Here is a 13,318-nt window from a genome sequence, read left to right on the forward strand (position 1 = left end):
TGCTATTGCCGCTGCTGGTGGTTGTTCTATGGGTGTTTATGTTCGTTGGGGTGTGTGGTGGTGGTTGCGTCGGGGTTTTTGTTGGGGGTCGATGTGGGGTGGGGGGATGAACCAGGGGACGCCGGTTTTCATGTCGATCCGCCATTGTTCTTTGTGGATGAGGTGGTGGTGGTGGCTGCAGAGGAGGGTGCCGTTGTGTGTTGAGGTGGTGCCGCCGTGGGACCAGTAGGTGGTGTGGTGGGCTTCGCACCAGGGTGCTGGCATGGTGCAGTCGGGGAAGGCGCAGCCGCCGTCGCGGGCGGTGATGGCTTTGCGGATGTGGGGTGGGAAAATCCGGGTGGTGCGGCCGATGTCCAGGATGCGTCCTTCGCTGCCGAGCAGGACGGGGATGATGTCGGCGTCGCAGGCTATTTTGCGGATGGTGTTGGGGTGGATGGGTCCGGCGAACGTCGCTGTGCCTGTGCCTGTGTCTGGGCTGGTGCCTGTACCCGCGCCTAAACCGGTGCTGGTGTGTTGGGTGAGTTGATCGAAGAGTTCGTTGTAGTCGATGGTGACGGTGAGTTGGGGTCTGAGTCCGCCGTTGGAGGGTAGTTTCGCGGTGGTCATTGCGAGGTTGCAGGCGCCGGTGAGGCCGTCCAGGAGTTTCTGGGCCCGGGAGCGCCGGTCAAGGTCAGGGCCGTCGCCGGCATCAGGGCCAGCATCAGCACCGAAGCCAGCATCAGCACTCAGACCCGCACCGGCCCCAGTGCCAGCTCTAACGCGGGGGTCAGCACCAGCGGCCATGGCCGTGCCGGCGCCTGTGTTGGTCAGGCGTGGGTTGGTGGCGGTGTTCATGGTGGTGGTGAGGGTTTCGTATTGTTCGGTGGTGGCGAAGATTTCGATGTGGTGCAGGCCGTAGCGGCGTCGGCGGCGCAGGAACGCGCCTTGGTGTTGGCGGAGGACTTCTTCGGAAGGTTCGGGTCCGTCTTGGTCGATGCGGTCGGTCCAGCGTTTGGCCATTCTGGTGACGAAGTCCGGGTCGGACTCCACTGCGGTATTGGTCAGGGCGTGTTCCATCCGGGTGATGGTGGCGTCGTCGGTGAGGTTCCGGACTTTGTCCAGGGCGCTGCTGATGATGGTCGCTGGCCGGGACGGCAGGTCTCCGGTGGCCAGGGCTTCGGCCAGGATCCCGCGTCGGGCCGGGATGTCCTGGCCGGTCATGCCGGGTTGGGGGAGGACATCCGGGGCGAGGGCAAGTCTGCGCCGGGCCTCGCCGATCCCGACCCGCAACCGTGCCCGCAAGAACTCAGCCGCGTTCCGGTACCCGTCATCCAAGACACCGCCCGATCCCGCAACACCTGCCTCGGACCCTGTTTTCGCTCCGGTCTCGATGCTGCCAGCCTGAGCGCTGCCAGCCTGAGCGCTGCTGGTTCCCGTCCAGGACTGGGAAGCCGCTCCGCCCTCAGGCCTCTGCTCCGTCACCGGCTCCGGCTCGACCCACCCCGTCCGCCATTCCGTCGCTGCCGACAACGCCCCCGGACTCGACTGCTGCGCTGCCGTCCGCGTCCGCTCCACGGCATGGGCGGCGATAACTTGGACATACTCCAGGACGCGGGCGATCTCCTCCACCCTGCCAGCGAAGTCAGCGGCTTCAGTAAACCCAAACAGCCGTGACTCATCGACTGCCATGGAACGCAAAGCATCCGCGGCGGCAGCACCTTCAAGAAGTGTTGCTTCCCATGCCGGAACATCAGTCCACGGCGACCCCGCGGGTACTTTCCCGGGCATTGGGTCCTGCACTTCTCCGCGCATGGGCGCCTCGGGCGCCGGTCTCCCAGTCGCGGGCAGCGGCTCAAGCGGCGGAATCAGCCCGGTATTGCGGGAGGAATCCACTTGGGTGACCATCGGCGTCGGGCGTTGGCGTGCTGTAGTTCGGGCGGTCGTGTCGAAGGAGAACGGCGGAATGAGCGGGGGCGCCTCGTCGCCGCCGGGCAAACCTGCCCGTCGCTCCACGATCTGCCCTGTGTCCTCCATAAATCAAGCCTGTCACGGCAGCCCAACAGCCTGAATCCCCCATTCGCGCTATGTGGAAAACCGCACCACTACCCATGTTGTTCGAGGGAGGGAGGAGTGCGAGGACCTACCGTAGCAACATGACTGTAGAACCAAGTCCAAAACCACCCGTCCGTCAGTTGCGCCTTGTCGTGGAGGCTGATGACTACCAAGCGGCTTTGGCATTTTTCCGGGACGGCCTTGGCCTCACCGAGCAGGCTGCCTTCGAGGGGGATGGGGACGCCAGGGTCACCATTTTGGATGCGGGTCGTGCAACTTTGGAGATCGCCAACCGTGCACAGGTGCGGATGATCGACCAGGTTGAGGCCGACGGCTTGCCCAGCGCCAAGCTCCGCATCGCTTTCGAAGTGGATGATTCAGCCGCGACCACCAAAGAGCTGGTCGAAGCAGGAGGTACCTTGATTGCGGAACCCAGGGAAACCCCGTGGAAGTCGCTGAACTCCCGGCTCGAAGCACCTGAAGGGCTTCAAGTAACTGTGTTTCAGGAGCTCGAACCCCGGCAATAGCCGGACTCAACCCGGCATAGCCGGACTCAGTCGGACCCAACCGGCCTCCAACTCCCCGCCATAGCCGGACCCAACCGGACTCAGCCACCGACGCCCGTCCGGTGGTCAATACCAGCTTGGTCGACTTTCCGGTGGAAGCGCATGCCCGCCTTTCCGCCGAGGATGGCACCGACGAGGGGGACGAGCAGGGCAATGACCAATCCGATGATGCCACTGGCCGTCATCAGGCTTCCGTCGAGGGGAATTTGGGGTGCGCCGTTGAGGTCGTCGAGGATGTTGAACCGGCTGCCCGCCACTGCTGCGAGGATCGCCACGATTATCGGGACGATAATGCCCCACAACCAGACGGCGAGCCCTTGCTTCGCTCCGTCAAAGCGCGCCATGCGACCAGCAACGTAGCCGCCACAGTAGTAGGCCAGGAACAGGACTATGGCCAGTACGATTCCACTGGCCACGCCGAGGGTTTCGGGGTTCTGCCGTGCTTGGTCCGCTGCTTGCTCGGCACCTGACGGGTTCGCCGCTCCTACGCCTACTCCTATCGCCGCAGCCAGGGCGCTGAGCAGGACGGTCATCCCAATCGCCGTAAGCCAGCCAAAGAAGGCGGAGCCCCATTTGATGCCACCAAAGCGTTCTTTTTCCGCTTGGACGACGTCGTTCCTGCGGGCTTTGGGGGTGCTTGATCCGGTGTCGTATGCGTCGGCCATGTCAGCTCCTGGTCCGGGTGCCTGAACTTTGGTACATCAAGCAAAACACCTCCTTCCAGCAGAAAGCAAGGATGCTTACTAAACTCCTGGACCGGCAAAAGAATGTCGTTGCGGCCGCCCGCGAACGACGCCAGCTGCCGGGTGATACGCCGGAAACGTGGCAAGCGCACGACGGCGGAAGGTCGCCGTCGTGCGCTCGTCACCTATGGCGCGGACCGCCGCAGTTGAGGTCAGGGCTGTTGCGACGCCGCCGCGGTCGGTTCGAGATCGGCAAGGGTGAGCAGATGGCCCGGGGCTTCGGGGAACGGTGCCGTGGAGGCCAGTGCCAAATCCGGCCCGACGTGAATCAGTTCGCCGGATTCCATGGGACGCCAGCCAGGGTTGCCGTCCATTGGCTCGGTGGCGAAGAGGACGTGCGGGGACCGGGAGAGGTCTGTGCTGCGAGAGTGGATCCGCTTGCTCCGGGCGTCCAGTGGTGATGCTGCGGGGCCACGTTCCAGTACATACAACGGGTGGGTTTCCGGGTATCTGAGGGCCCACATGTCCGTTGCCGTGGTGAGGATGAAGTTGAGGCTGAAGACCGGCAACTCGCGGGCCACCCAGGTGATGGCCTCCGTGATGCCCGCGCCTACGTTACCCCCGGCACGGCGTGTCTCCGCCGTGATCAGCGCAAAGAGGCGTTCGCTGTCCGATTGTCCCTGCACGAGGTTGGACACGCCGAGTTCCGCAAGGCGCTGCTCGAGGTGAGGGAGGCCGTGAAGGACGCCGTTATGCGCAAACAGGCGGCCGTCCTGCTCGAAGGGATGGGTGTTGACCATGGTCAGCGCGCCCGTGCTGGCATACCGCACGTGGGCCAGGAATGTGGTGCTCTTCAGGTCCCGTGCTTCGCGCGCGAAAGCGTGATCCTCCCAAGCGGCCAAGGGCTGCTTGGCTACGTGGGCCTTGCCCTCGGCGTCGAAGGTGCCGATCCCGGCGCCGTCGGGCTCCCGCTGGCTTTGCACCGAGAGGCTGTCCGGGGCGTCCAACAACCAGAACGTGGCCCGCACGGGCCGGGGGCCGGCGTGGAGTCCGAAGAGACGGCACATGCGCAACTGCCCTTCCCGGGGTTAGTGGTGGAAGCCTTCAGACTGTTTGTCCGTGGGCATTGGTGCTGTGAGGCTGTCGAGGTAGTCCACTTCCTTTTTGAGGTCGGCCAGGAAACTGGAGGCGAGGTCCCGTGTGAAACCGTTGCGGACCACGATCCTCTGCACGGTCACATCACTTAGTCCGTCAGGCAGGGGGTAGGCGGGGACCAGCCAGCCGTTCATCCGCAGCCGCTCGGACAAGTGATGGAGGTTCCAATGCTTTGTGTAGCCGTCGCTGAGTTGCCAGGCAAACACCGGAATGTCGGACCCATCGCTCCACAGGGTGAAGGCGTCCATGGCTCCGATTTCATGGGAAAGGTACAGGGCCACATCGCGTGAGGTGGCCTGGACGGACCTGTAGCCGGCAAAGCCGAGACGCAGGAAAAGGTAGTACTGCAGCAAAACCTGGGCGCCGGGCCTGGAGAAGTTCAAGGCAAACGTTGGCATATCCCCTCCGAGATAGCTGACGTGGAAGATCAGGTCGTCGGGAAGGGCCGCAGCATCCCGCCAGACCACCCACCCGAGGCCGGGATACACGAGCCCGTACTTGTGGCCGGATGTGTTGATCGAAGCCACGCGGGGCAGCCGGAAATCCCACATGATCTCCGGTTGAAGGAACGGGGCCACCATCGCTCCCGAGGCTCCATCTACATGGATGGGAATGTCCAGGCCGCGGCGGGCCTGAATGTCATCCAACGCCTCCGAAATCAGCTGCACGGGCTCGTACTTGCCCGTATAGGTCACTCCCAGGATGGCTACGACCCCGATGGTGTTTTCGTCCACGTACTTGTCCAGATCGTGGCCATCCAGAGTGGGGTGATCGGTGGAGACCGGCACGAACCGGGGTTCGACGTCCCAGTAATTGCAGAATTTCTCCCAGCACACCTGCACTGCCGAACTAAGGATCAGATTGGGCTTCTCCGTGGATTGCCCCGCGGCCCGCCGGGCATGCTGCCATCGTCGCTTCAACGCCAGGCCGCCCAGCATGCAGGCCTCCGAGGATCCAATGGTGGAGGTTCCGATGCTCTTCTCCGGATCCGGCGCGTTCCACAGGTCTGCGAGCATCCGCCAGCACCGGGTCTCAATCAGTGCCGTTTGTGGGTACTCATCTTTGTCGATCATGTTCTTATCGAACGTTTCGGCGTAGAGCGTGGATGCTTCGGTCTCCATCCACGTTCCGACGAACGTCGCCAAATTCAGGCGCGAGTTGCCGTCCAGCATGGCTTCGTCGTGGACTACCTGGTACGCCGTAGCCGGCAGCGATTCGGCTTCCGGCAAGGTAAAGCGCGGAAAGATGGTGGACTCTCCCGGCCGGCTGAACAGAGGATTAAGTTCGACGGCGGTGTCCGGCTCATGCTGTGACGTTCTGTGGGATCTGCTCATGGGGCAACTCCTTGCGGATCGTCCGCTCGTGGCGGGGGCAACTGTCCTCGGCTCACGCTACCCGGGACGGGCCAGCTTCCCAAGGCATGTGGAAAGACGCAGGAAAAGCGCTCGACGGCGGCAGGTCGCCGTCGAGCCCTTTTCGCTTCGTCATCCGCAGATGAGGGGTTGCCAGCAAACACTAAGCATGCTTACTTTATTGATGTTCCTTAAAGCCGGCAGGTTGAAAACGTTCCCTGTTCCGGCGACCGGAAACCATGCCTGGTGATGCAGCCCGCTTGGCAATCCACAGTAAGAGAACCGCATTCCAAGGAGACATCATGCTCGCGAGGGAAAACATCGACCGTCTTATGGGCCTCAATGGGAACGTCCGCACCACAGAAGGTGACAAAGTGGGCTCCATTGGCACGTTCTACACCGACGACGACACGGGCGAACCCACCTGGGTGACCGTCAAGACCGGACTTTTTGGCAGTTCGGAATCGTTCATACCGCTCCAGGACGCCGCCGTGGAAGGTGACGACGTGGTGGTTCCGTTCAGCAAGGACCACATCAAGGACGCTCCCCGCGTTGCGGAAGATGGACACCTCGATCCGGGGGAGGAAAACCGCCTCTACCAGCACTACGGGCTGGAGGGCAGGCACGACTACAGCGGTCACGGCGACGATCTGCGCACCGGTACCACCACTGATCGCGACCCGAATTTCGCCGGGACGGTAGGCACCCGCGACCAAATGGGTACCCAGGACACCCTCGGCACCAGGGACGCGATGGACACTGGCGGCACCTACCGCGGCGAGGGTGGCAGGAACGACGACGACGACGCCATGACCCGCTCGGAAGAGAGGCTCAACGTAGGCACCGAGAAGCAGGCCGCCGGCCGGGCCCGCCTGCGCAAATACATCACCACCGAGAACGTCACCACCACGATCCCCGTGCAGCGCGAGGAAGTCCGCGTGGAGCGTGAGCCCATCACTGACGCGAATGCAGGGGACGCCATGTCCGGCCCGGACCTGACCGAGAGTGAGCACGAAGTCACCCTCCACGAGGAAAAGCCGGTGGTGGATAAGGAGACCGTTCCGGTGGAACGGGTCCGCCTCGAAAAGGACACTGTGACCGATGATGTCCGGGTGGACGAGGAAGTCCGGAAGGAGCGGATCGAAACCGAGGGCACCAACGCGGACGACATCCGCCGGTAGAGCCTGTTGTGCGGCCCGCCCTGTTCTCCATGCGCCGCGCCTGCGCCCGGGCGAGGACGCAAGCCCGGACGAGGACGAAAGCCCGGACGAGGACGAAAGCCCGGACGAGGACGCAGGGCGGGCCGCTCGCCGCAGATTTTCCTATCGCAAAAGCACTGGCGATGGGACGATTTCCTTATGGCCGAACAAGAGAAGGACTGGCCCGATATGGCCTCCGCAGCAGCGACAGAGGACAGGGGAGACCCCACAACCCAGCAGCTCAGGACTGTGGGGCAGCGCCGTCGGGAGGCCGAACGGAAGTTGGACCTCCACTTGGAAGAAGCGCGCCACAAAGGTGAAAAGGGGTACCCGCCCGCTACCGAAGGCGGGGATCACTCCGGAGGGTAGCGCCGCTGGAGTGCCCGGGGTGTTTGCCGTGAGCCAGTGGGGTGTCGCTCTTGTGCGCCTCTCCCTGATGCAGCTGCAGCGCGCTGTGAATGAGGGGGAAATGGCTGAAGGCCTGGGGCGTGTTGCCCAGTTGCCGCTGTGCCCGCGGGTCCCATTCCTCGCTCAGCAAACCGACGTCGTTGCGCAGCGTGAGCAGCCGCTCGAAGAGCTCGGTTGCTTCCTGGGAGCGCCCGATGCCCAGCAGCGCATCCACCAGCCAGAACGAGCAGGCCAGGAAGACGCCTTCATCGCCCGGCAGGCCGTCGTGCCCGGATTGGGTCCGGTAGCGCAGCACCAGGCCGTCATCGGTGAGGGCATCCTGGATGGCATCCACTGTCCCGGAAACCCGGGGGTGCTTGTGCGGAAGGAAGCCCACGCGGGGGATCAGGAGCAGGCTGGCGTCCAGTTCCTTGCTGCCGTAAGCCTGCACGAACGTGTTGAGTTCCTCATCGAACCCCTTGGTCATGACGTCGTTGTGGATTTCGCTGCGGAGTGCCGCCCAGCGGTCATGCGGGCCGGGCAGCCCGGAGCTCCGCACTCCCTTGACCATGCGGTCCGCAGCCACCCAGGCCATGACCTTTGAGTGGGTGAAATGCTGCCTCGGTCCACGCATCTCCCAGAGCCCGTTGTCTGGCTGGTCCCATGCCCCTTCGAGGTACTCCATGAGGGCCACCTGGATGTCCCAGGAATTATCCACCGTACCGTCGTGAAAAGCGGCCCGGGTCAGGGACAGCCCGTCCAGGACCTCGCCCCACACATCAAGTTGCAGCTGGGGAGCTGCCGCATTTCCCGTGCGTACGGGAAGTGACCCTTCATAACCGGAAAGCCACGGGATGTCTGCCTCGGGGAGTCTCCGGGCGCCGTCGAGCCCGTACACAATCTGAAGTTCCGACGGGTCGCCGGCGATAGCGCGCAGCAGCCAGTCCCGCCACGCAGAGGCTTCTTCGGTGTACCCGGCGGCGAGCAACGATTGCAGGGTCAAGGTGGCGTCGCGCAGCCAGCAGTAACGGTAGTCCCAGTTTCGGGGGCCGCCGACCTGTTCCGGCAGGGACGTGGTGGCCGCCGCCACGATGCCGCCTGTTGGCGCATAGGTGAGGGCTTTGAGGGTAATCAGGGACCGCTCCACCGGCTCCTTGTATTTGCCTGCTATCTCACTGCGGCCGATCCACTCCAGCCAGAATGATTCCGTGACGGTCAGGGCCCGGAAGGGGTCGATCCGTCGCGGTTCCCGCTCATGGCTCGGTGCCCATCGCAGCACGAACGGAACGCGCTCGCCTGCCTTGACCGTGAATTCGCTGTAAGTACGTTTGTCCCGTCCTTGGAGGGGCGCATGGGTGGTCAGATAGGCCGAGTCGGGGCCGGCTACGGCGCTGATGCCGTGCTTGCTGTGCCTGACCCATGGCACCACCCGGCCGTAGTCGAAGCGCAGGACAAGCTCCATCTGCATGGCCACTTCGCCCGAAATACCTTCCACGATCCGCACCAGGTCCACGGCGTCGTCCCGGACCGGCATGAAGTCGATGACCCGGACCGCCCCGCCGTCCACTTCCCATTCGGTCTCCAGGATCAGTGTGTCTTCGCGGTATTGGCGCCGGGTGCAGGTGGCTCCCTCGGGGATTCCTGCGGGGGCGAGGAGCCAGCGGCCGGCGTCGGGATTGTGCAGCAAGGACGCGAAGCAGGCCGGGGAGTCGAACCGTGGCAAGCACATCCAGTCAATGGATCCGCTTCGCCCCACCAAAGCAGCGGTGTTCAGGTCCCCGATAATCGCGTAGTCCTCAATCCTGGCCATGGATCAGATCCTAGTCGGCCTCACCCGCCGGACGGCTGAGGCAGTCCGGGATGCGGTCCGGACCGAACGCTGTTCGGCACCAAAGCCGGAACCAGGTTCAAGGACACGCTCGTGCGCAGCAGGGTTCCGACGCTGGGATTCGCGGCACCCTGTTCCACGTTGATGATCATGCGGCGACTCACGCCGGCGGCTTCGGCCAGTTGATCGAGTGTCCATCCGCGGGTTTGGCGCTCTTGTTTCACCCGGGCGCCGATGGCCAGGGACAGAATGCTGGTGCTTTCATCCATTAGTGCAAAGACTGCACTGAGGGTGCACTATTGCCGTGATGGGAAATGTACCCTAGCCCGAGGCTCCCGCGGCGTGCTACCACTGACCATAGGACCAAACCCCCGAGGAGAAACCGTGGCCCAAGACCTGCCTGTCCTTGTTGTTGGTGCCACCGGGTTCCTGGGCGGCCAGGTGGTGGACGAGCTCCTCAAGCGGGGAAAGAGCGTCCGCGCCTTGGTGAGGCCCAAGTCCAATGCCGCCAAGCTCGAGGCCAAAGGTGTCGCGATCGCCCGGGGAGACATGCTTGACACCGCCTCCTTGATCGCGGCCATGACCGGTGTTTCCGCGGTCATCTCGACAGCGGCCGGATATACGAGGAACGACAAGAACGCCAAGGAAATCGACACCTTCGGCAACAGCAACCTTGCAGTCGCCGCCAAGTCTGCAGGCGTCCCCCGCTTTGTGCTGACCAGCATTGTCACCAGTGACCAGACCCCGCAGATCCCCCACTTTTGGAACAAAAAACTGGCTGAGGACAAGCTCCAGGAGCTCGGCGTTCCCTTCGTGGCGCTCCGGCCTGGCGCCTTCTTTGACCAAGCGGTGGGCATGGGTGGTGACCCTTTCGCGAAGGGGCGCTTTGTATGGCTCGGTTCCAAGGAGGCCCGGCTGACCTTTGTCCTGGCCAGTGACGTGGCCCGATACCTGGCCGAGGCCGTCGACGCCGACATCGTTGAGGGTGAGCGCATCGACATCGGCTGGAGCCGGCCCGTCAGTATCCAGGAAGCTGCAGGCATCGCCTCCCAGCGGGCCGGCAAGCCGGTCAAAGTGATGACCGTTCCCGCGGGCGCCATTGCCGGGCTGGGCAAAGTCACGGCAAAAGTCCTCCCCTTGGTGGGGGACATGGCAAGTATGGTGGCGTGGTTCGAGACCGGGAAGTACGTTGCGGACACCAGCCGCCAGGAGCAGGTCTTCGGGCCTGCGCCAACGCCGGAGGATGCGATCGGCAGGGTGGCCGCGCGTTACGGTCACTGACGGGCAGCCCGCCACTGACGGGCGCTCCCGCTGCCGACGGGCGTTTTCCCTGCTGACGGTCGCTTCCGTCGCCGACGGGCGGCCCGCCGGAAGAGTTTAAATTGCTGGCAGGAGTACCCATTCATAAGTATGCTGACTGTATAGATTCGGCCGAAGACCCCTGACCACGCGCCGAACGTATACGAGGAGCACGTTATGAGAATTGGTTCTTCCATTGCCCTGATCGCCATCGGAGCTATTCTGGCTTTCGCGCTCGCCCCCGGACTCATCCCCTTCCTGGACCAGGTCCTGGTGGGTTACATCCTGATGGTGGTCGGTGTTATCGGCCTCATCATCTCCATCGCCATGTCCAACAGGACGCGTCGCACTGTTGTTGAACGCCGAGGCGACCCCCACACCGTCGTCGAACGTCGCCCGGAGGTCTAAGCAGCCGCCGCAAAACGCAAGAAAGCGCACGACGCCGGGTGGCCGCCGTCGTGCGCTTTCTTGCGATAAAGGGTCATTGCGTAAGTTCCGGGCCCCTTGCGTGACGGGATGGTCCGAAGGCGTCCGCTTCGGCCCGGGCTTCCTGCCGGCGAACGGCGCGTCGGGCGTTAGGCTGCTGCTATGGAGAAGTCATTCGACATTGAACTTGTCAATCAGAACGAGTACCTGGTCCGGTGGGCCTCGGAAGGCCAAACCGGGGAATCCCTGGTCCACACCAACCCGGATTTCCTGTCCGAGGCAGGCCTGGGTGGCTTCGACGAGCAGCGTGTGGTTGAAGAAACTACGTCATTCCTGGCGGAGCACCAGCCCGTGATCGACTTCCCCCAGACGGTTGACTTGGAAGAAATTGCTGCGGCTTACACGGACTACGCCGAGCAGTTGAAGGCGCGCTTGGAAGCCAGCTAACTTCCCTTCCTGAGGTGGGGGCGTCCGGATTCAGGCGCCCACCCTCACCGGCAGTGGATTGTGCTCAGCAGCGGGTTGTTGCCGCAAGCGGACAGCCTGAATCACGACGCCCAAGGCGGCGAAAACCAGGAGAGTTCCGCCGTAAGCCTGGAGTGTCGGGACGAGCCCCCATGCGGGTACCAGCAAGCCTGCGATGACAACCGGGATGCTGAAGGCAAGGTAGGCGGCGGTGTAGATGCCTGCGAAAACACCGGCACGTTGCCGGGGTTCAACCAAGGGTGCAATCAAGCGAAGTTGGCCGCCGAAGGAGCCGCCAAAACCAACGCCTCCAAGCACGGCGCCAATCCAGATGGCAGGCAGCCATGGGGCGCTGATCCCGATCAGGACCACGACGATTCCGGCGAGGATCAGGGACACTCCTGCCAGGGTGCTGTGCCGGGCGGGATGCCGGGTGAAGTAGAAGCCCGCAGCAGCGGCAGTGAACGGACCCAGGAACGCCGTGAAGCCTGCCACGAGCCCTCCGTCCAGCCCGAATTGGTGCCGGAGCAATGCCGGAGAGAGTCCCAAAAACAGGGCCGGGAACATCCAGCCCGCGATGTGCACCGGAAGGCCTGCGCCAAATTCGCGGCGAATTGACGCCGGCAGGCTGAGTCGGGGGACGAGTGAACGCAAAGCACCCGGTTTGGCAGCCACTGTTTCCGCGGTGAAGCTCACGTATGCGATGGCCGCGGCCATGATGACCGCAAGGATCGCGAAGATCAAGGTATTGGCGTCCGGCGTGAATTGGACGGCGGCGCCGGTGACGAGGGCTCCCAGGCCCAATCCGCCGGCCACGGATGCGGCCGCAAGCCCTCCGGCGATTTTCTTGCGGTTCGCCGGAGCGTGTTCAGTGATGGCTGCGTTGAAAGCGGAAGTGGCCAGTCCGGTGGCAAGGCCCTGCGCCGCTCGAGCGATGATCACCCACGTGATGTTGGGGGCCATGATGAAGACGATCATGGAAAGCAGTTCGCCGGAGAGGGCGATCAGCATCACCGGACGCCTTCCAAGATGATCCGACAATGTGCCCCCGATGAGGAGGGCCACCAAGAGCCCGATCGCGTAGATGGAGAAGGCAATGGTCAGTGCGGAGGCCGAAAAGCCCCACTCCTGTTGGCGCAGAGAAAGCAGCGGCGTCGGTGCTCCGGCTGCGAAAAAGAATGCTGCAAACACCGCTGCGAGCCCGACGAACGAGGATTTTGAAGGGGTGGAACGAGGCAAGGGGGACTCCTTGGACAGGACGGTCTAATAACCTCAGTTAGACAGGTCTGTTCAATAAAGTCAAGAAGTTTTAGACAGATCTGTCTGATAGGCTGTTTGCATGTCCGCAACCAAGGTTCCAGCACGACAACGACTCCTCGATGCCGCAGACAAGTTGTTCTACTCCGAGGGCGTCCACACTGTGGGGATTGACCGGGTCATCGAAGAAGCCGGTGTGGCCAAGGGTTCGCTGTTCTACAACTTTTCCGGCAAGGACGAGCTCATAGCCGCTTACCTGGCCGGCCGGGACCAGCGCCGGCGGGACCGAATTGCCCGGTTCCAGCAAGGGTTGGACAGGCCGGTGGATAAGCTGCTGGCCATTTTCGAGGCACTCGAGGAAGCCGTTGCCGAGCCAGGCTACAAGGGTTGCCCATTCGCCAATGCCAACGCAGAAGCCCGTCCGGGCAGCGTTGAGTCCACCGCGTTGCGCACCTTCCGCGATTGGCTGGCCAATGCCATGCTCTCGCTCTGCGAGGAGGAGGGCTTCGCGCGCCCGGAGGATGTCTCCGCCCGGCTTTGCCTCCTCTATGACGGGGCAGTCGCCGGCTCCAACCTCGACGCACAACCCCAGGCCGTTTCCGTAGCGAAAGAACTGGCGGCAATGGTGCTGGAGGCATCCCCGCGCCGCTGAAAAGGGCCGCACACAAAC

The 13,318-nt window shown here is 63.5% G+C and carries 14 protein-coding genes; 7 read left to right on the top strand and 7 right to left on the bottom strand.

Going from position 1 to position 13,318, the window contains the following annotated elements:
• Positions 1-36: 36 nt before the first annotated feature.
• The gene (locus tag AC6JA3_RS01085) at positions 37-2,013 is read right to left on the bottom strand and encodes an HNH endonuclease signature motif containing protein (protein ID WP_497919851.1); all 1,977 of its coding nucleotides are present in this window, start codon (positions 2,011-2,013) and stop codon (positions 37-39) included.
• A 119-nt stretch (positions 2,014-2,132) separates the two neighbouring features.
• On the opposite strand from AC6JA3_RS01085, the gene AC6JA3_RS01090 reads away from it, so the two are divergent.
• Positions 2,133-2,558 (top strand): VOC family protein, encoded by a 426-nt coding sequence (locus AC6JA3_RS01090; protein WP_026548552.1) that lies wholly within the window; start codon positions 2,133-2,135, stop codon positions 2,556-2,558.
• An 80-nt stretch (positions 2,559-2,638) separates the two neighbouring features.
• Here the strand turns inward: AC6JA3_RS01090 and AC6JA3_RS01095 are convergent, their stop codons facing one another.
• From AC6JA3_RS01095 to gad, 3 genes are all read right to left on the bottom strand, one after another.
• Entirely contained in the window at positions 2,639-3,262 is a 624-nt protein-coding gene (locus AC6JA3_RS01095; RefSeq protein WP_026548551.1) for a hypothetical protein, read from the bottom strand.
• 230 nt (positions 3,263-3,492) lie between these two features.
• On the bottom strand, positions 3,493-4,347 hold the full coding sequence (locus AC6JA3_RS01100) for a class II glutamine amidotransferase (protein ID WP_026548550.1): 855 nt from the start codon (positions 4,345-4,347) through the stop codon (positions 3,493-3,495).
• 21 nt (positions 4,348-4,368) lie between these two features.
• Entirely contained in the window at positions 4,369-5,769 is a 1,401-nt protein-coding gene (gad, locus tag AC6JA3_RS01105) for a glutamate decarboxylase (RefSeq protein WP_026548549.1), read from the bottom strand.
• A gap of 320 nt (positions 5,770-6,089) precedes the next feature.
• Between gad and AC6JA3_RS01110 the strand changes: the two genes are divergently transcribed.
• The gene (locus tag AC6JA3_RS01110; protein ID WP_026548548.1) at positions 6,090-6,968 is read left to right on the top strand and encodes a DUF2382 domain-containing protein; all 879 of its coding nucleotides are present in this window, start codon (positions 6,090-6,092) and stop codon (positions 6,966-6,968) included.
• 177 nt (positions 6,969-7,145) lie between these two features.
• A complete protein-coding gene (locus AC6JA3_RS01115) occupies positions 7,146-7,355 on the top strand; it encodes a hypothetical protein (RefSeq protein ID WP_081733660.1) in 210 nt (69 codons plus the stop codon).
• Here the strand turns inward: AC6JA3_RS01115 and AC6JA3_RS01120 are convergent.
• Entirely contained in the window at positions 7,324-9,183 is a 1,860-nt protein-coding gene (locus AC6JA3_RS01120) for a glycoside hydrolase family 15 protein (RefSeq protein WP_026548547.1), read from the bottom strand. The genes AC6JA3_RS01115 and AC6JA3_RS01120 overlap by 32 nt on opposite strands.
• A gap of 20 nt (positions 9,184-9,203) precedes the next feature.
• Positions 9,204-9,470 carry a helix-turn-helix domain-containing protein gene (locus tag AC6JA3_RS01125; RefSeq protein ID WP_026543094.1) on the bottom strand — a complete coding sequence of 89 codons (267 nt, stop codon included), beginning with the start codon at positions 9,468-9,470 and terminating at the stop codon, positions 9,204-9,206.
• A 115-nt stretch (positions 9,471-9,585) separates the two neighbouring features.
• On the opposite strand from AC6JA3_RS01125, the gene AC6JA3_RS01130 reads away from it, so the two are divergent.
• The 3 genes from AC6JA3_RS01130 to AC6JA3_RS01140 all read left to right on the top strand — a co-directional run bounded on the left by AC6JA3_RS01130 (position 9,586) and on the right by AC6JA3_RS01140 (position 11,373).
• Positions 9,586-10,482 (top strand): SDR family oxidoreductase, encoded by an 897-nt coding sequence (locus tag AC6JA3_RS01130; protein ID WP_026543093.1) that lies wholly within the window; start codon positions 9,586-9,588, stop codon positions 10,480-10,482.
• Positions 10,483-10,677: 195 nt separating this feature from the next.
• The gene (locus AC6JA3_RS01135; protein WP_026543092.1) at positions 10,678-10,908 is read left to right on the top strand and encodes a DUF6458 family protein; all 231 of its coding nucleotides are present in this window, start codon (positions 10,678-10,680) and stop codon (positions 10,906-10,908) included.
• A gap of 180 nt (positions 10,909-11,088) precedes the next feature.
• The gene (locus AC6JA3_RS01140) at positions 11,089-11,373 is read left to right on the top strand and encodes a hypothetical protein (RefSeq protein WP_026548546.1); all 285 of its coding nucleotides are present in this window, start codon (positions 11,089-11,091) and stop codon (positions 11,371-11,373) included.
• Positions 11,374-11,403: 30 nt separating this feature from the next.
• Here the strand turns inward: AC6JA3_RS01140 and AC6JA3_RS01145 are convergent, their stop codons facing one another.
• Positions 11,404-12,630, bottom strand: a complete 1,227-nt coding sequence (locus tag AC6JA3_RS01145; protein WP_051421019.1) for an MFS transporter — start codon at positions 12,628-12,630, stop codon at positions 11,404-11,406.
• Positions 12,631-12,730: 100 nt separating this feature from the next.
• Between AC6JA3_RS01145 and AC6JA3_RS01150 the strand changes: the two genes are divergently transcribed.
• A complete protein-coding gene (locus tag AC6JA3_RS01150) occupies positions 12,731-13,300 on the top strand; it encodes a TetR/AcrR family transcriptional regulator (RefSeq protein ID WP_026548545.1) in 570 nt (189 codons plus the stop codon).
• The last annotated feature ends 18 nt before the right edge of the window (positions 13,301-13,318 follow it).

This window comes from Arthrobacter sp. TmtSoilC79, assembly GCF_059739405.1.

Coding starts and splice junctions, on each gene's coding strand:
- AC6JA3_RS01085 (WP_497919851.1), bottom strand. CDS start 2,013: ATGGAGGACACAGGGCAGATCGTGGAGCGACGGGCAGGTTTGCCCGGC.
- AC6JA3_RS01090 (WP_026548552.1), top strand. CDS start 2,133: ATGACTGTAGAACCAAGTCCAAAACCACCCGTCCGTCAGTTGCGCCTT.
- AC6JA3_RS01095 (WP_026548551.1), bottom strand. CDS start 3,262: ATGGCCGACGCATACGACACCGGATCAAGCACCCCCAAAGCCCGCAGG.
- AC6JA3_RS01100 (WP_026548550.1), bottom strand. CDS start 4,347: ATGTGCCGTCTCTTCGGACTCCACGCCGGCCCCCGGCCCGTGCGGGCC.
- gad (WP_026548549.1), bottom strand. CDS start 5,769: ATGAGCAGATCCCACAGAACGTCACAGCATGAGCCGGACACCGCCGTC.
- AC6JA3_RS01110 (WP_026548548.1), top strand. CDS start 6,090: ATGCTCGCGAGGGAAAACATCGACCGTCTTATGGGCCTCAATGGGAAC.
- AC6JA3_RS01115 (WP_081733660.1), top strand. CDS start 7,146: ATGGCCGAACAAGAGAAGGACTGGCCCGATATGGCCTCCGCAGCAGCG.
- AC6JA3_RS01120 (WP_026548547.1), bottom strand. CDS start 9,183: ATGGCCAGGATTGAGGACTACGCGATTATCGGGGACCTGAACACCGCT.
- AC6JA3_RS01125 (WP_026543094.1), bottom strand. CDS start 9,470: ATGGATGAAAGCACCAGCATTCTGTCCCTGGCCATCGGCGCCCGGGTG.
- AC6JA3_RS01135 (WP_026543092.1), top strand. CDS start 10,678: ATGAGAATTGGTTCTTCCATTGCCCTGATCGCCATCGGAGCTATTCTG.
- AC6JA3_RS01140 (WP_026548546.1), top strand. CDS start 11,089: ATGGAGAAGTCATTCGACATTGAACTTGTCAATCAGAACGAGTACCTG.
- AC6JA3_RS01150 (WP_026548545.1), top strand. CDS start 12,731: ATGTCCGCAACCAAGGTTCCAGCACGACAACGACTCCTCGATGCCGCA.